The organism is Streptomyces sp. NPDC000345, assembly GCF_042898825.1.
GTDB lineage: Bacteria > Actinomycetota > Actinomycetes > Streptomycetales > Streptomycetaceae > Streptomyces.
Window position 1 is genome coordinate 416,182 of record NZ_JBIAZE010000003.1, and the last position, 22,278, is coordinate 438,459.

Annotated in this window: 20 protein-coding genes; 8 read left to right on the plus strand and 12 right to left on the minus strand. The window is 71.7% G+C overall.

Annotated elements, in window-relative coordinates:
* Positions 1–11: 11 nt before the first annotated feature.
* Positions 12–521, minus strand: a complete 510-nt coding sequence (locus ACFY30_RS09385) for a MarR family winged helix-turn-helix transcriptional regulator (RefSeq protein ID WP_390844548.1) — start codon at positions 519–521, stop codon at positions 12–14.
* 123 nt (positions 522–644) lie between these two features.
* On the opposite strand from ACFY30_RS09385, the gene ACFY30_RS09390 reads away from it, so the two are divergent.
* Positions 645–1,430, plus strand: coding sequence for a dioxygenase (locus ACFY30_RS09390; protein ID WP_390844549.1), 786 nt, complete (start codon positions 645–647; stop codon positions 1,428–1,430).
* 20 nt (positions 1,431–1,450) lie between these two features.
* Here ACFY30_RS09390 and ACFY30_RS09395 read toward each other — a convergent pair whose 3' ends face one another.
* Positions 1,451–1,969: a GNAT family N-acetyltransferase gene (locus tag ACFY30_RS09395; protein ID WP_390844550.1), complete on the minus strand. Its 519-nt coding sequence runs from the start codon at positions 1,967–1,969 to the stop codon at positions 1,451–1,453.
* Positions 1,970–2,181: 212 nt separating this feature from the next.
* Here ACFY30_RS09395 and ACFY30_RS09400 point away from each other — a divergent pair, with 212 nt between their 5' ends.
* Together ACFY30_RS09400 and ACFY30_RS09405 are read left to right on the plus strand one after the other, a co-directional pair.
* Positions 2,182–3,177, plus strand: coding sequence for an RNA polymerase sigma factor RpoD/SigA (locus ACFY30_RS09400; RefSeq protein ID WP_390844551.1), 996 nt, complete (start codon positions 2,182–2,184; stop codon positions 3,175–3,177).
* Between the two features lie 452 nt (positions 3,178–3,629).
* On the plus strand, positions 3,630–4,235 hold the full coding sequence (locus ACFY30_RS09405; protein WP_390844731.1) for a TetR/AcrR family transcriptional regulator: 606 nt from the start codon (positions 3,630–3,632) through the stop codon (positions 4,233–4,235).
* Between the two features lie 97 nt (positions 4,236–4,332).
* Here ACFY30_RS09405 and ACFY30_RS09410 read toward each other — a convergent pair whose 3' ends face one another.
* On the minus strand, positions 4,333–5,346 hold the full coding sequence (locus ACFY30_RS09410; RefSeq protein ID WP_390844552.1) for a helix-turn-helix transcriptional regulator: 1,014 nt from the start codon (positions 5,344–5,346) through the stop codon (positions 4,333–4,335).
* A gap of 224 nt (positions 5,347–5,570) precedes the next feature.
* Here ACFY30_RS09410 and ACFY30_RS09415 point away from each other — a divergent pair, with 224 nt between their 5' ends.
* The 3 genes from ACFY30_RS09415 to ACFY30_RS09425 all read left to right on the plus strand — a co-directional run bounded on the left by ACFY30_RS09415 (position 5,571) and on the right by ACFY30_RS09425 (position 9,503).
* Entirely contained in the window at positions 5,571–6,332 is a 762-nt protein-coding gene (locus ACFY30_RS09415; protein ID WP_390844732.1) for a DeoR/GlpR family DNA-binding transcription regulator, read from the plus strand.
* 11 nt (positions 6,333–6,343) lie between these two features.
* Complete coding sequence (gene pfkB, locus ACFY30_RS09420) at positions 6,344–7,291, plus strand: 1-phosphofructokinase (protein ID WP_390659492.1); 948 nt, start codon at positions 6,344–6,346, stop codon at positions 7,289–7,291.
* A gap of 115 nt (positions 7,292–7,406) precedes the next feature.
* Positions 7,407–9,503 (plus strand): fructose-specific PTS transporter subunit EIIC, encoded by a 2,097-nt coding sequence (locus ACFY30_RS09425; RefSeq protein ID WP_390844553.1) that lies wholly within the window; start codon positions 7,407–7,409, stop codon positions 9,501–9,503.
* A gap of 139 nt (positions 9,504–9,642) precedes the next feature.
* Here ACFY30_RS09425 and ACFY30_RS09430 read toward each other — a convergent pair whose 3' ends face one another.
* The 3 genes from ACFY30_RS09430 to ACFY30_RS09440 form a co-directional block, all read right to left on the minus strand.
* On the minus strand, positions 9,643–10,389 hold the full coding sequence (locus tag ACFY30_RS09430) for a DUF6227 family protein (RefSeq protein WP_390844554.1): 747 nt from the start codon (positions 10,387–10,389) through the stop codon (positions 9,643–9,645).
* A gap of 204 nt (positions 10,390–10,593) precedes the next feature.
* Positions 10,594–11,814, minus strand: a complete 1,221-nt coding sequence (locus ACFY30_RS09435; RefSeq protein WP_390844555.1) for an Ig-like domain-containing protein — start codon at positions 11,812–11,814, stop codon at positions 10,594–10,596.
* Between the two features lie 226 nt (positions 11,815–12,040).
* Positions 12,041–13,084: a P1 family peptidase gene (locus ACFY30_RS09440; protein WP_390844556.1), complete on the minus strand. Its 1,044-nt coding sequence runs from the start codon at positions 13,082–13,084 to the stop codon at positions 12,041–12,043.
* Positions 13,085–13,272: 188 nt separating this feature from the next.
* On the opposite strand from ACFY30_RS09440, the gene ACFY30_RS09445 reads away from it, so the two are divergent.
* Positions 13,273–13,455, plus strand: coding sequence for a hypothetical protein (locus tag ACFY30_RS09445; RefSeq protein ID WP_390844557.1), 183 nt, complete (start codon positions 13,273–13,275; stop codon positions 13,453–13,455).
* Positions 13,456–13,477: 22 nt separating this feature from the next.
* On the opposite strand, the gene mscL is transcribed toward ACFY30_RS09445, so the two are convergent.
* The 6 genes from mscL to ACFY30_RS09475 all read right to left on the minus strand — a co-directional run bounded on the left by mscL (position 13,478) and on the right by ACFY30_RS09475 (position 19,183).
* Positions 13,478–13,951, minus strand: coding sequence for a large conductance mechanosensitive channel protein MscL (mscL, locus tag ACFY30_RS09450; RefSeq protein ID WP_390844558.1), 474 nt, complete (start codon positions 13,949–13,951; stop codon positions 13,478–13,480).
* Between the two features lie 126 nt (positions 13,952–14,077).
* Positions 14,078–14,644 (minus strand): RcpC/CpaB family pilus assembly protein, encoded by a 567-nt coding sequence (locus ACFY30_RS09455; RefSeq protein WP_390844559.1) that lies wholly within the window; start codon positions 14,642–14,644, stop codon positions 14,078–14,080.
* A 127-nt stretch (positions 14,645–14,771) separates the two neighbouring features.
* On the minus strand, positions 14,772–15,620 hold the full coding sequence (locus ACFY30_RS09460) for an S-methyl-5'-thioadenosine phosphorylase (protein WP_390844560.1): 849 nt from the start codon (positions 15,618–15,620) through the stop codon (positions 14,772–14,774).
* 97 nt (positions 15,621–15,717) lie between these two features.
* Positions 15,718–16,041, minus strand: a complete 324-nt coding sequence (locus tag ACFY30_RS09465) for an FmdB family zinc ribbon protein (protein ID WP_390844561.1) — start codon at positions 16,039–16,041, stop codon at positions 15,718–15,720.
* Positions 16,042–16,108: 67 nt separating this feature from the next.
* Positions 16,109–17,365, minus strand: coding sequence for an MFS transporter (locus ACFY30_RS09470; RefSeq protein ID WP_390844562.1), 1,257 nt, complete (start codon positions 17,363–17,365; stop codon positions 16,109–16,111).
* A gap of 276 nt (positions 17,366–17,641) precedes the next feature.
* Positions 17,642–19,183, minus strand: a complete 1,542-nt coding sequence (locus ACFY30_RS09475; protein ID WP_390844563.1) for a potassium/proton antiporter — start codon at positions 19,181–19,183, stop codon at positions 17,642–17,644.
* A gap of 211 nt (positions 19,184–19,394) precedes the next feature.
* Between ACFY30_RS09475 and ACFY30_RS09480 the strand changes: the two genes are divergently transcribed.
* Positions 19,395–22,220, plus strand: coding sequence for a penicillin acylase family protein (locus tag ACFY30_RS09480; protein WP_390844564.1), 2,826 nt, complete (start codon positions 19,395–19,397; stop codon positions 22,218–22,220).
* The last annotated feature ends 58 nt before the right edge of the window (positions 22,221–22,278 follow it).

The following is a 22,278-nucleotide window of genomic DNA, read 5'->3' on the forward strand; positions in this document are numbered from 1 at the left end:
GCGCCGGCCGGTTAGCGCAGCCAGGGAAGGTCGGCACCCGCTTCGTCCGGCTGGAGTCCCTCGGCGATGATCTGCATGATCTCGCCGAGGGACTTCTGCTGTTCCGGGGAGAGCCGGTCGAAGACCGCGTTGCGGACGGCGGTGACATGGCCCGGCGCGGCGCGCCGCAGCATCTCCAGGCCCTCGTCGGTCAGGACGGCGAACTGGCCGCGCTTGTCGTCGGCGCAGTCCTCGCGCCGGACCCAGCCGTTCTTCTCCAGCCGGGCGATGGCGTGGGAGAGACGGGAGCGCGTGATCTTCGCGTGCATGGCCAGCTCGGTCATCCGCAGCCGGCGGTGCGGGCACTCGGCGAGCTTGACCAGAAGGCCGTAGTAGATGTGCGGCATCCCCGCGTCCCGCTGGAGCTGTCGGTCCATGTGATCCTCGAGGAGCATGCTCGCGTGCACATAGGAGCGCCAGACGCGCTGCTCCTCGTCGGTGAGCCAGCGGGGCTCTTCGGCGGATGCGGGTGCCTTCTTCATGTACTCCACTGTAAAGGTCCGCTCCTTGAAAATTAAACCATCTCGGAATAAGCTCACGGGTGTCACCGTTTTAGATTTCAATCAATGCCGTCTCAGGCAACGCCTCCGGAGGGAGCCGCCGTCATGTCCGCCGTCACTCAGGAGCGCATGCCCGCCCTGTACCTCAGCCACGGCGCCCCGCCGCTCGCCGACGACCCGGTCTGGCCGGGCCAGCTCGCGGCCTGGTCCGCCGGCCTGCCCCGCCCCAAGGCGATCCTCATGGTCTCCGCCCACTGGGAGGAGGCCCCCCTCGCCCTCGGCGCCGTCGACCCCGTCCCCCTCGTCTACGACTTCTGGGGCTTCCCCGAGCACTACTACCGGGTGACCTACGACGCCCCCGGCGCGCCGGAGCTCGCCGAGAGCGTGCGCAAGCTGCTGCGCGCCCCCGGGATCCCCGTCCAGGACATCCCCGACCGCGGCCTCGACCACGGTGCGTACGTGCCCCTGGTCGAGATGTTCCCGGCCGCCGACGTTCCCGTCCTGCAGATCTCGATGCCGACCCTCGACCCGGTGAAGCTCATGGAGATCGGCCGCAGGCTCGCGCCCCTGCGCGACGAGGGCGTCCTGATCGTCGGCTCCGGCTTCTTCACCCACAACCTCGCCGCCCTGCGCCAGGGGGGAGTGCCCGCCTGGTCCGTGGAGTTCGACGACTGGGGGCGGCGCGCCATGGAGGCCCGCGACTGGGACTCCCTGCTCGACTTCCTCCACAAGGCCCCGGCCGGCCGCTACGCCCATCCCCGCACCGAGCACTTCGCCCCGCTCTTCGTGACGATGGGCGCCGCCGAGGTGTCCGGCGAGCTGGACGCCCAGAAGTCGGTGATCGACGGGTTCTGGATGGGGCTGGCGAAGCGGTCCGTGCAGTTCGGCTGACCCGGGGCGGTGCGGCCGGCCTACAGGTCCTTCTCGTACCAGGCCACGTCCCAGTAGCGGCCGAACTTGCGGCCCACCTCGCGGTACGTGCCGACGTACCGGAAACCGAAGCGTTCATGCAGCCGCGTGGACGCTTCGTTCGGCTGTGCGATCCCGGCGTACGCCCGGTGCAGGTCCTCGCCCGCCAGCGCCTCGAAGAGCGCCTTGTACAGCAGCGTTCCGACACCGCGGCGGCCGGCGCCCGGGGCGACGTACACCGTCACCTCCACCGAGGTGGAGTAGGCGGGCTTCGGCCGGTAAGGGCTGGATGTGGCGTACCCGAGAATCTCCTGTGAGTCCGCGTCGACGGCAACCTTCAGCCGGTACGGGCCGTCTTCAGGGTGGGAGAGCAGCCAAGGACGGCGCTCTTCCGGAGTGAACACCGCGGTATCGAAGGTGATGGACGTCTCACGTACGTAGTGGTTGTAGAGATCGGTGAGGGCCTTGAGGTCTCCCTCGACTCCTGGCCTGACCTGCACCTCTGTACGTTCCGACGACATCGCGTCTCCCCGTGTGGCCTGACGATGGCCGGACAGGGTACTGCATGATCAGAAAAATCGGGGTGCAGGTTGGGAATTCTGTCCTGATTCCAGTCGTTGTTTCCATCGGATGCAGGGCACCCGAGAAGAGTCCCGGATCAGTCCAGGGACGCTGAGCGAGTGCGCGGTGTCCAAGGACCACCCGCTGACCCCACCATCGCAAGGGAGCACGCATGGCAACCCGTGCCGTCGCCCGTCGTCAGTCCGCCACCGGCGGGACCGACGCGGCAAGCAGTGTTCGCGCCCATGGCGGCGAGATCGCCGACCGCGACCTGGTCGGCATGTACCTCGACGAGATCGCGCGCACGCCGCTGCTCGACGCCGCCAAGGAAGTCGAGCTGTCCCAGATCATCGAGGCGGGTGTGTTCGCGCAACAGGTCCTCGACGGGTACGAGGAGTCCAGGGCGGACGCCACCCGCGAGGAGCTTCGGGCCCTGGTCGCCGAGAGCGAGCGCGCCAAGGACGTCTTCATCCGCTCCAACCTCCGTCTGGTCGTCGCGGTCGCCCGCCGCTACCCCCGCAGCGGCCTGCCCCTGCTCGACCTGATCCAGGAGGGCAACGCCGGTCTGGTCCGCGCGGTGGAGAAGTTCGACTACCGCAAGGGCTTCAAGTTCTCGACGTACGCCACCTGGTGGATCCGCCAGGCCATCACCCGCTCGATCGCCGACCAGTCGCGCACGATCCGCCTGCCCGTCCACCTCGTGGAGGAGCTCGGCCGGATCCGCCGTGTCCAGCGCGAGTTCAACCGGGAGCACGGCCGCGACCCCGAGCCCCTCGAGATCGCCGCCGAGCTCGGCTCCACCCCCGAGCGCGTCATCGACGTCCTGGACTGGGCCCGTGACCCGGTCTCGCTGAACATGTCGGTGGACGACGAGGGCGAGACCCAGTTCGGTGACCTCCTGGAGGACACCTCGGCGGTGTCGCCCGAGCAGTCGGTGCTGACGCTGCTGCGCAGCGAGGAACTCGACGGCCTGATCGACCGCCTCGACCCGCGTACGGCCTCCATCATCAAGATGAGGTACGGCATCGAGGACGGCCGCGAGCGCACGCTCACGGAGGTCGGCAAGGAGCACGGCCTGACGCGCGAACGCATCCGCCAGATCGAGAAGCACGCGCTGCTGGAGCTGAAGAAGCTGGCGCGGGACACGGGGTTCGAGGCGGCCGCCTAGAGCTCGCAGGCCCTCACCCGGGCACCCGGTCCGCCCGCGTGCGCCGGGTGGCGCGTCCCCGCGCAAACATGGCTTCACAACGCCGCTTCAACCCACAGGACCGGGGAACAAGACTTCAGGGCACGGGAGTTCGCATCGCCGCCGGAGCCCTGAAGCCCCTCGGCAGCCGTCCGCACCCTCACCAGGACCACGTCCCGACGCACATCCCCCCGGCGCCGGGACTCTCCCCGAGCCGGGCTTCGGCGCCTTCCCCCGGGCGCCGGAGCCCGGCTCGCAACTCCGGCGCGCCGGCTCGCTCTTCGCACGCCGAGGTGGGCGGGGCACCCCGTACCTGAACCACGGGGTGGCCCGCCCGGATGGCAGATTGTGCCACATGGGCATAGCCTGCCGACGTGACCAGCTCCACCCCCGCGACGGCCTCCCTGACCGAGCGGCGCAAGGCGGCGACCCGGATGGAGATCGCCAAGGCGGCGGCGGGTCTCTTCGCCGCCCGTGGCCCGAAGGCCACCCGTGCCGAGGACATCGCCCACGCCGCGGGCATCGCCCCCCGCACCTTCTACCGCTACTTCGCCACCAAGGAAGAGGCCGTCGCCCCCCTCTACGCGGCGGGCGCCCAGCGCTGGGCTCAAGCGGTCCGCGAGGCCCCGCCCGAACTCGCCCTCCCCGAGGCCCTGGCCCACGCCGTCCAGCACACCCTCGTGCCGGGCCGGGGCGTCTCCGCCGCCTCCTGGGACTGGGTCCGCACCCTGATCCGCCTGGCGGGCACGAATCCCGCCCTCGGCAAGGTCTGGGCCGAGGTCTGCCAGGCCTCGGAGGAGGCGCTGGCGGAGGTGCTGACGGCCCGGCTCTCCCGGGACACCGGGATCACACCTCACCGGCGCTTCGCCGCCGCCGTCGCGAGCGCCGCGGTCCGGGTGGCCGTGGAGAGCTGGGCCGCGACCGACACCCCGGCCACCGGCCCCAGGAGCCCGGCAGCCCTGGCGATGAACAACCTGGAGGCCTTGCGGGGGTTCGCCTGGGAGGACACGGAGGGGGAGCGGCCGGCGGACCAGCGGTGAGGGGGATGCGGGGAGGGCGGACGGCCACGCTCGGGCGGCGCCGGCCCCCGGGGGTGTCTGGTTCGGTCCGCGTCCCTTGTCGCCCTGGGGTGTCTATTCAGCCCGTGCCCCCGCCGGCCCCGGGGGCGCCTGATTCAGCCCGTGTCCCCGCCGCCCCCGCCCTCCCCAACCGCGCCCCCAACTCCCTCACGCACTCCGTCAGTTCCCTCGGCCCCCGCACCGAGAACTCGCATCCCAGCATCGCCAGCCGCAGGGCCAGCCAGTCCACCGGATCGCTGGTCGACCCGCGCAGCCGGCTCCCGCCCTCGCCGTCCGCCTCCGGCTGCCCCATCCACGCGGGCAGCCGCGCCGCGACGGACTCCGGCGGCTCCTCGAAGGCGACGTCGAACTCGTACGTGTACGCCTGCCCCTGAAGCGAGCGCCGCAGGTACTCCGCCGCACTGCCCGTCGGCAGCTCCCGCGGGGCGAACCGCGCGCCGGTCGCGAACGGCTCCCGCACCCGGTCCACCCGGAACGTCCGCCAGTCCGCCCGGTCCAGGTCGTACGCCACGAGGTACCAGCGGCGCCCCGTCGACACCAGCCGGTACGGCTCGGTCAGCCGCCGCGACTCGGTGCCGTCCTTCGCCCGGTAGGCGAACCGCAGCCGTTCCCGTCCCGCGACCGTGGACGCCATCACGGTCAGCGTCTCGGGCGCGATGCTCGCTCCGTCCCCGCTGGTCAGCGGAGTGGTCGCGGCCTGGAGCGTGGCGACGCGGTGGCGCAGGCGGGCCGGCAGCACCTGCTCCAGCTTGGCCAGGGCGCGCACGGACGCCTCGTCGACGCCCTCCACCGCGTGCCCGGCCCCCGCCCGCAGGCCCACCGCGATCGCCACCGCCTCCTCGTCGTCCAGCACCAGCGGCGGCATCGCCTTGCCCGCGACCAGCCGGTACCCGCCGTCCGCGCCCTTGCTCGCCTGCACCGGATACCCCAGCTCACGCAGCCGGTCGATGTCCCGGCGCACGGTCCGCCGGGACACCCGGAGCCGTTCGGCCAGCTCGCCGCCGGGCCATTCGCGGGGCGTCTGGAGAAGGGAGAGCAACTGCAGCAGCCGGGCCGGGGTGTCCGTCGTCATACGCCCGAGCATGCCGCAGTAGTAGGACGTGACCTGGCCTAATGCGTCAGCTTGACACCGCACTTCGACGACCGAAGTCCGTTCATGCCCGAATCAGGCCCGAAACTGTTTACTTTCCGGAAATCCGGGCGTAGCCTCGCAGCGAAACCACAAGTTCGGGCATGAGCCGGACACCAGTCGGACATCGACCGGACGCCGGACACGAGTCGGAGGCGAGCGCGGACATGTACGCACCGGAGCGGCAGCAGGAGATCCTGCGGCTCGCCCGCGAGGGCGGCCGGGTGGACGTCCTGTCGCTGGCCGAGGAGTTCCAGGTCACCGCGGAGACGATCCGCCGCGACCTGAAGGCCCTCGACCGCGCCGGCCTGGTACGCCGCGTGCACGGCGGTGCCATACCGGCCGGACGCCTCGACTTCGAACCGGACCTCGCCGAACGGGAGGGCACCTCCGCCGACGAGAAGGACCGCATCGCCAAGGCGGCCCTCACGGAACTGCCCTCCGAGGGCACGATGATCCTCGACGCCGGCACCACGGTCGCCCGCCTCGCGGCGGCGATCCCGCTGGAGGCCGAGCTCACCGTCGTCACCCACAGCCTGCCCATCGCGGCCCGCCTCGCGGACCACCCGGGCATGCAGCTCCACCTCGTCGGAGGGCGCGTCCGCCACCGTACGCGCGCCGCCGTGGACGCCTGGGCGCTGCGCGCCTACGGCGAGATCCGCGCGGACGTCCTGTTCGTCGCCGCCAACGGCTTCTCCGCCGAGCACGGGCTGACCACCCCCGACCTCGCCGAGGCCGCGGTCAAGCAGGCGGCCGTCGCCGCCGCGCGCCGGGTGGTGCTGCTCGCCGACTCCTCCAAGCACGGCCAGGAGCACTTCGCCCGCTTCGGCGGCCTGAGCGACGTGGACCTGCTGATCACCGACAGCGGGCTGAGCGACGACGACGCGGCCGCCATCGAGCGCGGCGGCACGGAAGTGGTACGAGCATGAGCAGCGCAGGCGTGATCCTCACCGTCACCCCCAACCCCTCCCTCGACCGCACCTACGAGGTCCCCTCCCTCGACCGCGGCGAGGTCATCCGCGCCACCGGCGAGCGGATGGACCCGGGCGGCAAGGGCGTGAACGTCTCGCGCGCCGTCGCGGCCGCCGGACGGCGCACGGTCGCCGTCCTGCCCCTCGGCGGTGCGCCGGGCGCGCTCGTCGCCGACCTGCTCGACGCGCAGGGCATCGAGGTCGCCCCGGTCCCGGTCACCGGAGCCACCCGCTCCAACATCGCGCTCGCGGAGTCCGACGGCGTCCTCACCAAGATCAACGCGCCCGGTCCGGAGCTCTCCGCCGAGGAGCAGGAACTGCTCCTGGAGACGGTGCGCGAGCAGTCCCGCGACGCCGACTGGATCGCCTGCTGCGGCAGCCTGCCCCGGGGCCTCGCCCCCTCCTGGTACGCCGAGGTCGTCGCACGGGCGCATGCCGGAGGAGCGCGCATCGCGCTCGACACCTCGGGCCGCGCCCTCCTCGAAGCCCTGCGCGAGCAGCCCGACGTGGTGAAGCCGAACGCCGAGGAACTCGCCGAGGCCGTCGGCCGCCCCCTGGCGACGGTCGGCGACGCGGTGAAGGCGGCCGAGGAACTGCGGCAGATGGGCGCCCGCGCCGTGCTCGCCAGCCTCGGCGCCGACGGCCAGCTCCTCGTCGAGGACACCGGAACCTGGTTCGCGAGCGCCCGTGTCGACGTCGTACGCAGCAACGTGGGAGCGGGCGACTCCTCCCTCGCCGGCTTCCTGATCGCCGGCGGCAGCGGCCCGGCGGCGCTCGCCTCCGCCGTCGCCCACGGCGCGGCAGCCGTCCAGCTGCCCGGCAGCGTGATGCCGACCCCGGGCGATCTGGACCCGGCGGCGGTGACGGTCACGGCGGAGGTGCCGGTGGACCGCGAACTGAAGGAGCCGGTGTCATGACGACCGTCCTGTTACTCACCGCCTCCCCCCTCCCCGCCCCACCCCCCACTCCCGTCCCCACCCCCAGCCCCGCCCACCCCACGCTCCGGGCGATACGCGTGCGAAGGAGCCCGCGATGAGTGACATGATCACCTCGGACCTGGTCGATCTCGACCTGTCCGCCGACACCAAGGAAGCCGCCGCGCGGTCCCTCGCCGCACGCATGGTGGCCCTGGGCCGGGTGACCGACCTGGAGGGCTTCCTCGCCGACGTGGCCGCCCGCGAGGCTCAGATGCCGACCGGTCTCGACGGCGGCATCGGCATCCCGCACTGCCGCAGCGAACACGTCACCGAGCCGACCCTCGCCTTCGGCCGCAGCGCCGCCGGGATCGACTTCGGCGCGGCGGACGGACCCGCCGACCTGATCTTCCTGATCGCCGCTCCCGCCGGCGCCGACGACGCCCATCTGACGATCCTGTCGTCCCTCGCCCGCCAGCTGATGAACGGCGAGTTCACCGACGCGCTGCGGTCGGCCGGGGACCCGGCGGTCGCGGCGGCCCTGATCCGCGGGGACGAGGCCCCGGTCGCGCCGGCCGCCCCGGCCGAGAGCGCTTCCGAGGGCACCGAGACCGCGGACACCGGCACCGCGGTCACCACCGAGGACTCCGTGGCGGCGCCGGCGGCGGCCTCCGCCGGCGCCGCCACGGCCACCGCTCCCGCCCCGGACGACCGGCCCTTCCGGATCGTCGCCGTCACCTCCTGCCCCACGGGCATCGCCCACACCTACATGGCGGCCGAGTCCCTGGAGAACGCGGGCCGCGAGGCGGGCGTCGAGCTGACCGTCGAGACGCAGGGCTCGGCCGGCTTCACCCGGCTCGACCCGGCCGTCATCGCCGCCGCGGACGGCGTGATCTTCGCCCACGACGTCCCCGTGCGCGAGAAGGACCGCTTCGCCGGCAAGCCGACCGTCGACGTCGGCGTGAAGGCGGGCATCAACCGTCCCGCCGAACTGATCACCCAGGTGCGTGAGAAGGCCGCCCGCGGAGAGGTGACCGCCGCGGCCGGAGCGGGCTCCACCCCGGTCGAGCGCGCCGGCGACCCCGGCGACAGCTACGGCACCAAGCTGCGCAAGTGGCTGATGACCGGCGTCAGCTACATGGTCCCGTTCGTCGCGGCGGGCGGTCTGCTGATCGCCCTCGGCTTCGCGATCGGCGGCTACCAGATCAACGGCGCCAAGCCGGTCACCGAACACTTCGACTGGGGCCAGGTCGACAGCTGGGGTGCGCTGCTGTTCCAGATCGGCGCGGTCGCCTTCGGCTTCCTGATCCCCGTCCTCGCCGGATACATCGCCTTCGGCATGGCGGACCGGCCCGGCCTCGTGCCCGGCTTCGTCGGCGGCATGATCTCCGTCAACATCGGCGCCGGCTTCCTCGGCGGCCTGGTCGCGGGTCTGCTGGCCGGTGGCGTGGTCCTCGCCATCCAGCGGGTGAAGATACCGCCGGTGCTCCGCGGCATCATGCCGGTGGTCGTGATCCCGCTGGTCTCCTCGATCTTCGTCGGCTTCCTGATGTTCATCGTGATCGGCAAGCCGATCGCCGAGGCGCAGAAGGCGATGACGGACTGGCTCAACGGCCTCTCCGGCACCAACGCGATCCTGCTCGGCATCCTGCTCGGCCTGATGATGTGCTTCGACCTGGGCGGCCCGGTCAACAAGGTCGCCTACGCCTTCGCCACGGCCGGCATCGCCGTGCAGAACCCCAGCGACTCCGCGATGCAGGTGATGGCCGCCGTGATGGCCGCCGGTATGGTGCCCCCGCTGGGCATGGCCCTCGCGACCACCGTCCGCAAGAAGCTGTTCACCCCGGCCGAGCGCGAGAACGGCAAGGCGGCCTGGGTCCTCGGCGCCTCCTTCATCTCCGAGGGCGCGATCCCGTTCGCCGCGGCCGACCCCCTGCGCGTCATCCCCGCCTCCATGGCGGGCGGCGCGGTCACCGGTGCCCTGGCCATGGCCTTCGGCTCGACCCTGCGCGCCCCGCACGGCGGCATCTGGGTCACCTTCCTCATCGGCAAGCCGTTCCTGTACCTGCTGGCCATCGCCATCGGCACGGCCGTGACGGCGGGCCTGGTGATCGTCCTCAAGGGCCTGCGCAAGCCGGCCGACGGCACCGCGGCCACGGCTGCGGAGGACGCGGCCACCCCGGCCACCGGCGCGAAGCAGCCCGTCGCCGCGTAACCCCCACCCGGCACCGGCCCGAGCGGCCGGCCGCGGCCCCCACGCCAGGGACCGCGGCCGGCCGCTCGGCACGTCCGAGGGCCCGCGCCGTCAAGCATCCGTGCGGTCAGGTCACCGTGCTGTCAGGTGACCCGCACCGTCAGGAGACCCGCGCCGCCCGCCGTTCCATCGCCTCCCGGGCCTCCGCCTCCGACGGATACACCTCACACATGTGCCGTCCGTCGGGCGTCGCCGTGTGCTCGACCTCCCACAGGGAGATCTCCTGGCCGTCCCGCAACAGGAACGCGTGCTCGTAGAGCGAGAAGCCGAGACCGATACGCCCCGCCCGGCACGGCCGCCCGAAGGCCTGGGTGATCTGGTGGGCGAACGCCGACCTCAGCAGCTCGGCGGTCTCCGAGCCGGGCCGGTCGCTGTTCTCCGCCCGGCGCAGCAGCCGGCGCGCGTGGTCCGCCGAGTCGTCCGGCACGTACACGTGCCGGGGCGCGGAGACCTGCGCCAGCGGCACCAGCACCGGCAGCTCGAAGTCCGGCTCGTCCGGCGGCAACGGCAGCCGTGCCGTCGCGGTGCGCAGCTCCTCCTCGTCCACGTACACCTCGTGCTGCGGCTCGCTGCCCGGCGCGGTGTTGTGCACCAGCTCCCACAGGGTCAGCGCACAGCCGTCGGCCAGCAGCCAGGTGTGCCGGTACGTCTCACGGTGCAGACCCGCGCTGTGGTGCGCCGAGTGCAGCGAGCTGTCGTGTGCCAGCGCGCAGTCGAGCCGCCGAAGCACGTCGTCCGGCAGCTCGAACGAGTTCAGGGCACGACCGAGAAGCCGCGCGAGGTGCTCCTCCGGAGACTCGGGCGACTCGGCTGGTTCGTACGCTGCTGTCTCGTACGGAACGCTCAAGGTTTCTCCCGGCGTTGCTGCATGTCACCTTGTGGGTGCATACCGTAGCCCCTCGGTCGGACATCATGTCCGGGAACCGAGAAAACGTACGCCGGGAAAAACGCCCGGGCCGTACGGAAAATTCCCGTACGGCCCGACGCGCCGGCAGAACCCGCCGGTGGGAGACGGATTGGCCCGAAGCCCCGTCCCCCCGGACGCCAGCTCCTAGGCGGCGCTCCCGGCCGTCCACTCGGCCCACGGCATGTTCCAGCCGTTGAGCCCGTTGTCCGGCGCCACCGTCTTGTCGGGGGAGTTCTCGACGATCACGACGTCCCCGATCAGCGAGTTGTCGTAGAACCACTTGGCGGGAGTGTCGCCCTGCGCGCCCTGCGTGTCCGCCAGGCCCACACAACCATGGCTGGTGCCCTCCCGGCCGAACGGCGGATTGCCCTTGTTGTACCAGTAGTTGCCGTGGATGAACGTGCCGGACGTCGTCAGACGCATCGCGTGCGGCACGTCCGGGATGTCGTACTCCCCGCCCAGTCCGACCGTCTGGCTGTTCATCCGCGTCTGCGTGAACTTCTCCGAGATCACCATCTGGCCGTTGTACGTGGTGTGTTGCGGGCTGCCCGAGGAGATCGGCACCTTCTTCAGGACCTGCCCGTCCCGCACCACCGTCATCATCTCCGTGTCCACGTCGACCGTGGAGACCTGCGAGCGGCCGATCGTGAAGGTCACCGTCTTCTTCTGCACCCCGTGGACGCCGTTCGCGCCCTCGACCCCGTCCAGGTCGATCTTCATCGTGACCTTGGAACCGGCCTTCCAGTACTCCTCGGGCCGGAAGTCGAGCCGCTGCGCCCCGAACCAGTGCCCCACCACCTGCTGTCCGCTGCTGGAGGTCACCGTGATGTGCGACTGCACGGCCTTCTTGTCGCTGATCACCTTGTCGAACGTGAACGACACCGGCATCCCGACCCCGACCGTCGTCCCGTTGTCCGGCGTGTACGTCCCGATGAAGCTGCCGGCCGAGGTGACCGTGGTGAAGACGGAGTCGGCGGCGGCCACCTTGCCGTTCGCGTCCTTCGCGGTCGCCGATATCTCGTACTTCGTCCCGCGCTCCAGCTGCTCCTTCGGCTTCCAGCTGCCGCCGTCCGCCGACAGCGAGCCCGGCACGGTCTGCCCGGTCCCGGCCACCGTCATCCTCACCTCGGTCAGCCGGCCGTCACTGACCCTCACCCCGGTCGTGTTGATGGACGCGCCCGTCGAGCCGTCCTTGGCCGAGATGACGATCTTCGCGGTCGACGTCTTGGACGAACTCCCCTTGCCGCCCTTGGCGTCGTCCTTCGCGTTGGCGCTTCCGCCACAGGCGGTCAGGGTCAGGGCGCCGGCCACCAGGACGGCACAGGCTCCCAGGACGCGACGCGCTGCTATGTCCGGCGTTGTCACGGGCTGCTCCAGCTTCATGTGATGTGCGAGATCCGCTCAGGTACGTGAAGAAGGAGGGCCCCGGCCGCCGGCGGGGTTCCCTCCCCGACGCACTGAACGCCATCACGTGACAGAACCGCGACAATCCCCCTCCCCCCGACGGTCGTTGCTCCCGCACCGGGGCGGCGGCCGTGCGGCGACTCCGGGCCACCGCACGGTGCCGTCGCCGGCGCGCACGACGCCGTGGTCAGCGCCGGTACAACTCCGTACGCCCGTACAACTCCGTATAGGACGGCCACGCCCCGCCCGGTCCCTCCACCGACTCGGCCGCGCGGACGGCCCGTACGATCGCGCGGGTCACCGCGTCCGCGCCCGCCGCGAGGATCTCGTTCAGGGCCAGCGGGTGCTCGGAGGCCGGCGGGCGGGCGCCCGTCGCCAGGGTGAACACGGTGTCCCCGTCGTGGAGCAGGTGCACCGGACGCACGGCGCGCGCGATGCCGTCGTGCGCCGTGCCGGCCAGCTTCTGCGCCTGCGCCTTCGTCAGCTCCGCGTCGGTGGCGACCACCGCGAGCGTCGTGTTCAGCGGGGGAGGGGCGTTCTTCGCGGCGCTCTCGGCGAGACGCCGGCGCGCTTCCTCGTGCACACGCGCCTCCGGGTACTCGACGCGTCCCTGGAACAGCTCCCCGTACAGCACCCCCGTCTCCGGATCCGTCACCGAGCCCACCGCGTTGGCCACCACCAGCGCGGCCACCGTGATCCCCGAGTCGAGGAGGACGCTCGCGCTGCCGACGCCGCCCTTCATCGGTCCGACCGCCGCGCCCGTCCCGGCGCCCACACACCCCTGGGGGACCGGCGCCCCGGCCGCGCTCGCCGCCGCCTCCTCGACCGCGGCCCGGCCGAGGGCCGCGTCCGGACGGGCCCGGAAGTCACCGCCCCGCGCCAGGTCGAAGACACACGCGGCGGGCACCACCGGCACCACGTGCGCGGGGTCCGCACCGACGGGCACCCCGCGCCCCCGCTCCTCCAGCCAGGCCATCACACCGGACGCCGCGTCGAGCCCGTACGCGCTGCCGCCGGTCAGCACGACCGCGTCCACCCGCTGCACCACGTTGCGCGGGTCGAGCGCGTCGGTCTCCTTGGTGCCGGGACCGCCGCCGCGCACGTCCACGGCGGCGACGGCACCGCCCTCCGGCGCGAGCACGACCGTGGTCCCGGTGAGCCAACCGCCGCCGACACGGGTGGCATGCCCCACCCGCACGCCCGCGACGTCCGTCAGAGCGTCAACTGTCATGGCAGCCAGTCTCGCCCAGCCCGGGACGCGGTACGAGCATCCCGGTGGCCCGGTGGCCCGGTGGCCCGGTGGCCCGGTGGCCCGGTGGCCCGGTGGCCCGGTGGCCCGGTGGCCGGTGGCCCCGGACGCCGGGGGCCGCGGCGCGGCAGGGAAGTCCTGGTGCGTGCGCGGGGCCGTACCCTGGTGGCATGAGCACCCCCGCCGCCCCCGAGCCGCGCGCCCCCAAGCCCGCGCTGGTCTTCGACGACCCGCTGGACCAGCAGTCCTCGGACGACACGGACCGCGGGTGGGGCGAGCGTCCGGCCGCGTCCGGTGACAGCGCGGCCGATCTCAGGCGCTTCCTGGACGAGAAGCCGCCGCACCACCTCTGAACCGCCGGCGAGGAGCGGGTGACTACCGCTCGCCGGGGCCGGGCCCGCGCCGGGCGACCAACGCGTCGCGGATCTCCTTGAGCACCTCCAGCTCGGTCACCTCGATGACCTCCTGCGTGGTCTCCCGCGCCTTCCTGCGGGCCTCCACCCGTGCCAGGTACTTCGCCATGGGCAGCACCATCAGGAAGTAGACCACCGCCGCGGTGATCACGAACGTGAGGGTGGCGCCGAGGACCGAGCCCCACAGGAGGCGAACGCCCGTCGCGCTGTCGCCGGCACCGGTGCAGGGGCCCTTGATGCAGGAGCTGTAGCCGTCCAGGTTCTTCGTGCCGATCGCGCCGATGACGGGGTTGATGATCCCCTTCACCACCGAGTTCACGATGTTCGTGAAGGCCGCGCCGATGACCACCGCCACTGCCAGATCGACGACGTTCCCGCGCATCAGGAAGGCCTTGAAGCCCTGCAGGACGCTCGGTTCCTTCTTCTTCTCGCTCACCTCGGGGGCTCTCCTCATCTGCACGGGCCGTGGCACACGGTGGGGAACGAACAGCTCCGCAACCTACGTGACCCTGAGCCGCCTGTGCCCCGTTCGGCGGTACCGACGAAGGACTTGACCTCTTCTTCACCCCACCGTCACCGCCAGCCGGCCCGTCGCGCTCGCGCCCGCCAGGCGGGCCGCGGCGGAGCGGGGCACCGACAGCACGACGAGCGCGCCGCCGTCACCGGCGCCCACGGACGACTCCAGCGGCTCGGGCACCTTCGTCACGAGCGCCCCGCGCGCGACCACCCGAGCCTGGTCCTCGGCCGCCGTCCGCCCGGCGGCGGTCACGGCGATGACGTCGACCCGGTCACCGGGCCGCAGCAGCCGCACGGTCTCGGCGTCGGCGATCCGCACCGGCGCCGTCACCTTCCCGGCCGCGGGACGCCCGCGGACCGGGCCGCTTGCCGGCGGGTGGGCACGGGCGTACGGGCCCGCGTCCGGGTGCCCGCGAGCCGGCGCCGGAGCACCGCCTCCCGGCCCCGCGGCCACGAGCGCGGCGGCGGTGACGGCGAGGCCGAGCGCGACGGCCCGCTGCCGGTTCCGCACGAGCCGGTCCAGCCGGCACCACCCGCTCCCGACCCGCACGGGAGGGAACTGCGGCACCTCGTACGGAGGAGGGACGGGGTGCGCGGGAGGACGAGGGGACATCGGGACCACCACCTGCGGAGAGGGATCGGCTTGCCCGACCACGATGACCCTTGGCGCCGCCGCCCGCCGGAGCCGGTGGACCGTCCACGGGTTGTGGAAAACTCCCTCGCCCGAACGGCGGGTTCCGCTACGGCAGCTCGAACCCGGGATCCATCCCGCCCAGCGCCCCGGCGCATGCGCAGTCCCGCTCCTCGTTCGGCGGCAGCGCGGCCACCGCGTCGAACAGCACGCCCCGCAGCCGGTCCACGTTCGCCGCGAACACCGTCAGGACCTCCTCGTGCGACACGCCCTCACCGCTCTCCGCGCCCGCGTCCAGGTCGGTGACCAGGTTCAGCGACGTGTAGCACAGCTCCAGTTCACGGGCGAGCGCCGCCTCGGGGTGGCCCGTCATGCCCACCACCGACCAGCCCTGCGCCCGGTGCCACGACGATTCGGCGCGGGTCGAGAACCGCGGCCCCTCGACCACGACCAGCGTCCCGCCGTCCACCGGCTCCCACTCCCGTCCGCGCGCCGCCTTCAACGCGGCGGCCCTCCCGGCGGGGCAGTAGGGGTCGGCCAGGGACACGTGAACCACGTTGGGCACGCCGCCGTCCGGCAGCGGCAGCCCGTCGAAGTAGGTCGCGACCCTCGACTTCGTACGGTCGACCATCTGGTCGGGCACCAGCAGCGTGCCGGGCCCGTACTCGGGGCGCAGACCGCCCACCGCGCACGGACCCAGGACCTGGCGCGTCCCGACCGAACGCAGCGCCCACAGATTGGCCCGGTAGTTGATCCGGTGGGGCGGCAGGTGGTGCCCGCGTCCGTGCCGGGGCAGGAACGCGACCCGCCGGCCGGCGATCTCGCCGAGGAAGAGGGAGTCGCTGGGCGACCCGTAGGGGGTGTCCACCTGGATCTCGGTGACGTCGTCGAGGAACGAGTAGAAGCCCGAACCGCCGATGACGCCGATCTCTGCCGCGCCGCTGTCTGCCTTCACCATGGCCAGCACAGTAGCCGGAATCGAACACGGCCTGTCACCGGTCCAGGAAACACCGAGGACCCTGCCGTCGGACGACGGCAGGGTCCCGGGCGAAGCCTTACGCGGCGGAGGTGCCCGCCGAGGTGCCGGAGCTCGACTTCGAGTCCGAGGAGGACGTCGAGGACGAGGAGGAAGAGCTCGAGGACGAGGAGTCCGAGGAGGCCGACGACTTCGACGCCGACGCCGGCGAGCTGCTCGACGAGGAGCCGCGGCTGTCGTTGCGGTAGAACCCGGAGCCCTTGAAGACGATACCGACCGCGGAGAACACCTTCTTGAGGCGGCCACCGCAGTTGGGGCACTCGGTCAGAGCGTCGTCGGTGAACTTCTGCACCGCCTCGAGGCCCTCGCCGCACTCGGTGCACTGGTACTGGTAGGTCGGCACTGTCTTCCTCCTGGCACTCTCACTCAATGAGTGCTAACGACGATCCATAGTGACGCATTCCCGGGAATCAGTCCACTGTCAACGGCACGCGGTGACCGACGCCACGTGCGACCGTACGGCCCCGGGGCCGCGCCACCAGCCGCGATCGCAGCGCCAGCAGGGTGGCCAGGGCCAGCAGCGTGCCGCCCATCGGCACCAGGAACCCGGCGCCGCCCCAGAAGCGGTCCTCCAGCTGCCCGGCGACCGTGACGGCCGCCGCCTGCCCGAGCGCGACCGCGCCCGTCAGCCAGGTGAACGCCTCCGTGCGCGCCCCGGCCGGGACCAGGCTCTCGACCAGCGTGTAGCCGGTGATCAGCGCGGGCGCGATGCACATGCCGACCAGCAGGCCCAGGCCCGCCAGCACGAGCACCGAGTGCGCGGCCCACAGGCCGGAGGCCGTCAGAGCGAGCGCGGCGTACCCGGCGACCAGGCGGTGGCGCGGGGCGGTCTTCCAGGCGATGGCGCCGCAGACCAGACCGGAGAGCATGTTGCCCGCGGCGAACGTCCCGTACAGGACGCCGTTCAGGCCCGGCTCGCCGATCGACTCGGTGAACGCGGCCAGTGAGACCTGCATGCCGCCGAAGACCGAGCCGATGCCCAGGAAGGTGACGATCAGGACCCGCACACCGGGGACGCGCAGCGCGGAGGCGTGCTCCACGCGCGCGTGCCCGGTGGCGGCGGGCTGCGGCTGGGTGCTCTTCCGCGCGGCGAACAGCAGACCGCCGAGCAGGGTCAGGGAGGCCTCCGTCAGCAGTCCGGCGGCCGGGTTCACGGTGGTGCACAGGGCGGTCGCGAGCAGCGGGCCGACGACGAAGGTCAGCTCGTCGGTGACGGACTCGAAGGCCGCCGCCGTGGTCAGCAGCGGGGAGCCCTTCAGCTTCACGGCCCAGCGGGCCCGCACCATGGGCCCGATCTGCGGCACCGAGGCGCCCGTGGGGACGGCCGCCGCGAACAGCGCCCACAGGGGCGCGTCGGCCAGGGCGAGCCCCGTCAGGGTCAGGCCGGCCACGGCGTGCAGGAGGACGCCGGGGACCAGCACCGCGCGCTGGCCGTAGCGGTCGGCGAGGCGCCCGCTGTAGGGCGCGAACAGCGCCATGGAGACACCGGTGACCGCGGCGGCGGCACCCGCCGCGCCGTAGGAGCCGGTGGTGTGCTGCACGAGCAGCACGATGGAGAGGGTGAGCATCGCGAACGGCTGGCGCGCCGCGAAGCCGGGCAGCAGGAACGTCCATGCGCCGCGGGTGCGCAGCAGTTGTCCGTATCCGATGGAGACCGTGGACGCCACGGCCCGTGCCTTTCTGCCGCCTGGTAGCGCGACCCCACTGTGCGGGCGAGGGGCGCCGAGAGCTGTCCTCTTGCGCTACTGCGGTAGATACCGGGCCCCTGAGGGAGGTGTGCCGGCCGCCATACGTTCGCGCCAGCTCTGCGTCAGGCAGAGTTGGTTCGATCAAGGTGCGCCTTCATCGTACAGGGGGTGTGGTCCGGCCTACCTGTGAAAATGAGCACGTCGGGGTCAGCCCGCCTCTGATTGAACGGGGTGTGAACAGTACGAAACGCGGACTTAACGCGCCTCGTCGGTGCCCAGCCAGCCGGCCAGCTTGCCCCCGTGGCCCACGGCGCGCAGGCGTTTCTCGGCCGCGTCCCGGACGGGGTCGGTGGCGACGACGAGGAGTTCGTCGCCGTGCCGCAGCACGGTCGTCGGCAGCGGGACGAACGACTTCCCGTCGCGGACGACGAGGGTGACGGCGGCCCCGGCCGGCAGCCGCAGCTCGTTGACCTCCACGCCGTGCATCTTCGAGCCCTCGGGGATCGCGACGGACAGCAGGTGCCCGCGCAGCCGCTCCAGGGGCGCCGACTCGACCCCGAGGTCGGCGGCCTCGGAGTCCTCGCCCAGACGCAGCCGGCCGGCCAGCCAGGGCAGCGTCGGCCCCTGGATCAGCGTGTAGACGACGACCAGGACGAAGACGATGTTGAAGATGCGCCGGCTGCCCTCGATGCCGCTCACCATCGGGATCGTCGCCAGGATGACGGGGACCGCGCCGCGCAGGCCGGCCCAGGACATCAGCGTCTGCTCCTGCCAGGGCACCCGGAACGGCGTCAGGCACAGCACCACGCTCAGCGGACGCGCCACCATGGTCAGCACCAGGCCGATGACGAGCGCGGGCCACACGTCGTCCCCGAGCTCGTGCGGGGTGACCAGCAGGCCGAGCAGGACGAACATGCCGATCTGGGCGATCCAGCCGAGCCCGTCGGCGAACCCGCGGGTGGCGGGCCAGTGCGGCAGCTTCGCGTTGCCCATGACCATCGAGGCGAGGTAGACGGCGAGGAAGCCGCTGCCGTGGGCCAGGGCGCCGGCGGCGTACGCCGTGACCGCGATCGCCATGACGGCGATCGGGTAGAGGCCGGAGGCGGGCAGCGCGACGTGCCTGAGGCCCCAGGAGCCCAGCCAGCCCACCGCGAGGCCGACGGCCGCTCCGATGGCCAGCTCCAGGGCTATCTCGCCCAGCAGCGCGTACCAGTGCTCGACGGGGCCCGTCTGCGAGAAGGCGACGACCAGGATGACCACCGGGGCGTCGTTGAAGCCGGACTCGGCCTCCAGCGTGCCCGTCACGCGCGCGGGGAGCGGGATCCTGCGCAGGACGGAGAAGACCGCCGCCGCGTCCGTCGAGGACACCACGGCGCCGATGATCAGCGCCTGCCGCCACTCCAGCCCGGTCAGGTAATGCGCGCCGGCGGCGGTGACGCCGACGCTCACCGCGACCCCGGCGAGGGCCAGCACGGAGGCGGCCGGAAGTGCCGGTCCGACCTCCTTCCACTTCGTGCCCAGACCACCCTCGGCGAGGATCACGACCAGGGCCGCGTATCCGATGACCTGCGTGAGTTCCGCGTTGTCGAACTGGATGTCGCCGATGCCGTCCTGGCCCATGAGGACGCCGATCCCCAGGTACACGAGCAGGCTGGGGAGCCCGCTGCGCGAGGAGATCCGGACCGCTGCGACGGCGACGAGCAGGACGAGCGAGCAGACGAGCAGGAGCTGGTTGAGGTGCTGGACAGTCAGCGGCGGTTCCCTTCCCTGGCGCGCGGCTCGCGCGCGGGCACACACGTACAGGGGACACGAAGCGGTGCGCTTCGGACCCAACTACTTCGTTACCTTACCTAACTCTTGACGATTTCTTGACGCTCGGCGAGGCAGGATCGAACATCCTTCCGTGCTGGTACCCGACTCCGCGTCAAGTGGCGCGGACCCCTGCGCCTATGGTTGCTCCAGCACTCCAGGACCGCCTGCCGCTCGCGTTAGGACAGCAAGGACAGCGATGCCCCCCAACACCACCGCCACATCGGGTGACAAGCCCGGCAAGTCCGGCAGGAAGAAGGGGCGCAAAGCCCGTCTGATCGTGCTCGTACTGGTGCTGGCCGTCATCGGTGGCCTCGCCTTCGGCGGCTACTGGTCCATCAGCACCGTCCGGGCCTCCTTCCCGCAGACCAAGGGTTCGATCACCCTCGAAGGCCTGTCCGGGCCCGTCGACGTGAAGCGGGACGGCTACGGCATCCCGCAGATCTACGCGTCCTCCGACCAGGACCTGTTCATGGCGCAGGGCTACGTCCAGGCGCAGGACCGGTTCTACGAGATGGACGTGCGCCGCCACATGACCTCCGGGCGTCTGTCGGAGATGTTCGGCAAGGGCCAGATCGACAACGACGAGTTCCTGCGCACCCTGGGCTGGGACCGGATCGCGAAGAAGGAGTACGACGAGAAGCTGTCGGACTCCACCAAGAAGTACCTGAAGGCGTACGCCGAGGGAGTCAACGCCTACCTCAAGGGCAGGGACGCCGAGGACATCTCCCTGGAGTACGCGGCGCTCGGCTTCGCCAACGACTACAAGCCGGCCGAGTGGACCCCGGTCGACTCGATCTCCTGGCTGAAGGCGATGGCCTGGGACCTGCGCGGCAACATGCAGGACGAGATCGACCGCGCCCTGATGACGAGCCGCCTCGGCCCGCAGCAGATCGCCGAGCTGTACCCGGAGTACCCGTACACCGTCGACGGCCAGTCGAACACGATCGTCCAGGAGGGCGAGTACAACGAGCTCACCGAGGCGTTCGGGCAGAGCGACGGCACGAGCGGCTCCGGTGACGGGTCCACGAGCGGTACGACGGGCACGAGCGGTACGACGGGCACCACGGGCACGAGCGGCACGGCGAGCGGCTCCGGGACCTCCGGGGACGCCACGGGCCTGCAGAGCCAGCTGGAGGGCCTCTACAACGTCCTGGAGGACCTGCCCACGGCCGTCGGCGTGAACGGCAACGGCATCGGCTCGAACTCCTGGGTCGTCTCCGGCGACCACACGATCACCGGCAAGCCGCTGCTGGCCAACGACCCGCACCTGTCGGCCTCGCTGCCGTCCGTCTGGTACCAGATGGGCCTGCACTGCCGGACCGTCTCCAGCACGTGCCAGTACGACGTCTCGGGCTACACCTTCGCGGGCATGCCCGGCGTGATAATCGGCCACAACCAGGACATCGCCTGGGGCATGACCAACTCCGGCGCCGACGTCACCGACCTCTATCTGGAGAAGCTCTCCGGCGACGGCTACCTCTACGACGGCAAGGTGAAGCCCTTCACCTCGCGCACGGAGACCATCAAGGTCGCCGGCGGCGCGTCGAAGAAGATCGTCGTCCGGGAGACCCAGGACGGGATGCCCCTGCTGTCCGACCGCAGCAAGCAGCTCGTGAAGGTCGGCCAGAAGGCCACCGTCGACAACGCGGCACCGGACCGGGGCGACGGCTACGGCGTCGCGCTGAAGTGGACCGCGCTGGAGGCCGGGACCACCATGGACGCCGTCTTCGCCATCGACAAGGCGAAGGACTGGGACGGCTTCCGCGACGCGGCCGAGTCCTTCGACGTGCCCTCGCAGAACCTGATCTACGCCGACACCGACGGCAACATCGGCTACCAGCTGCCCGGAAAGATCCCCACGCGCGCGAAGGGCGACGACGGCTCCGTCCCGGTCGCCGGCTGGGACTCCGGGAACAAGTGGACCGGCGTCATCCCCTTCGACGCGCTGCCCTACGAGTACAACCCGAAGCGCGGCTACATCGTCACCGCCAACCAGGCCGTCGTCGACCCCGACGCCTACCCCTACACGCTCACCACGGACTGGGGCTACGGCACCCGCAGCCAGCGCATCACCGACCTGATCGAGCAGAAGATCAAGGGCGACGGCAAGATCTCCACCGACGACATGCGCCAGATGCAGACGGACAACAGCAGCGAGGTCGCCAAGCTGCTCGTCCCGACCCTGCTGAAGATCAACCTCGACGACCCCGACGTCCGCGAGGCGCAGGACCTGCTGCAGGGCTGGGACTACGTCCAGGACGCCGACTCGGCCGCGGCCGCCTACTTCAACGCGGTCTGGCGCAACATCCTCAAGCTCGCCTTCGGCAACAAGCTGCCCAAGGAACTGCGCGTCGAGGGCCAGTGCCTGTGGGTCGACCCGGCCAAGAGCACCAGCCCGGTCGACGACACCGGCAAGGTCCGTGAGTGCGGCCAGCGCGACGCGGACCAGGCGCAGCCGGACGGCGGCGACCGCTGGTTCCAGGTCGTGCGCGACCTGATGGACAAGAAGGACAGCGACTGGTGGACGACGCCCAAGTCGGCCAGCGGCCGCCTGGGCGCCGTCGCCAACCGCGACGACCTGTTCGAGCGCGCCATGATCGACGCCCGCTGGGAGCTGACCGCGAAGCTCGGCAAGGACATCGACACCTGGAGCTGGGGCCGGCTGCACCGCCTGTTCCTGAAGAACCAGACCCTGGGCACCAGCGGCCCCGGCTTCCTGCAGTACGTCCTCAACCGCGGCCCGTGGAAGCTCGGCGGCGGCGAGGCCGCGGTCGACGCGACCGGCTGGAACGCGGCCGGCGGCTACGGCGTCGTCTGGGTGCCGTCGATGCGCATGGTGGTCAACCTCGACGACCTCGACAAGTCGAAGTGGATCAACCTCACCGGCGCCTCCGGACACGCCTTCAGCGCCCACTACACCGACCAGACCGGCAAGTGGGCCAAGGGCGAACTGCTCGACTGGTCCTTCTCGGAGAAGGCGGTCGACAAGAGCACCAGCGACACCCTCGTGCTCAAGCCGTGAGCGACTGAGGAAGGGGCCCTCCACACGCGTGTGGAGGGCCCCTTCGCATGAGTTCCCC

Coding starts and splice junctions, on each gene's coding strand:
- ACFY30_RS09410 (WP_390844552.1), bottom strand. CDS start 5,346: ATGACGACGGACACCCCGGCCCGGCTGCTGCAGTTGCTCTCCCTTCTC.
- ACFY30_RS09415 (WP_390844732.1), top strand. CDS start 5,571: ATGTACGCACCGGAGCGGCAGCAGGAGATCCTGCGGCTCGCCCGCGAG.
- ACFY30_RS09405 (WP_390844731.1), top strand. CDS start 3,630: ATGGAGATCGCCAAGGCGGCGGCGGGTCTCTTCGCCGCCCGTGGCCCG.
- ACFY30_RS09445 (WP_390844557.1), top strand. CDS start 13,273: ATGAGCACCCCCGCCGCCCCCGAGCCGCGCGCCCCCAAGCCCGCGCTG.
- ACFY30_RS09480 (WP_390844564.1), top strand. CDS start 19,395: ATGCCCCCCAACACCACCGCCACATCGGGTGACAAGCCCGGCAAGTCC.
- ACFY30_RS09400 (WP_390844551.1), top strand. CDS start 2,182: ATGGCAACCCGTGCCGTCGCCCGTCGTCAGTCCGCCACCGGCGGGACC.
- ACFY30_RS09455 (WP_390844559.1), bottom strand. CDS start 14,644: ATGTCCCCTCGTCCTCCCGCGCACCCCGTCCCTCCTCCGTACGAGGTG.
- ACFY30_RS09425 (WP_390844553.1), top strand. CDS start 7,407: ATGAGTGACATGATCACCTCGGACCTGGTCGATCTCGACCTGTCCGCC.
- ACFY30_RS09460 (WP_390844560.1), bottom strand. CDS start 15,620: ATGGTGAAGGCAGACAGCGGCGCGGCAGAGATCGGCGTCATCGGCGGT.
- ACFY30_RS09440 (WP_390844556.1), bottom strand. CDS start 13,084: ATGACAGTTGACGCTCTGACGGACGTCGCGGGCGTGCGGGTGGGGCAT.
- ACFY30_RS09385 (WP_390844548.1), bottom strand. CDS start 521: ATGAAGAAGGCACCCGCATCCGCCGAAGAGCCCCGCTGGCTCACCGAC.
- ACFY30_RS09395 (WP_390844550.1), bottom strand. CDS start 1,969: ATGTCGTCGGAACGTACAGAGGTGCAGGTCAGGCCAGGAGTCGAGGGA.
- ACFY30_RS09390 (WP_390844549.1), top strand. CDS start 645: ATGTCCGCCGTCACTCAGGAGCGCATGCCCGCCCTGTACCTCAGCCAC.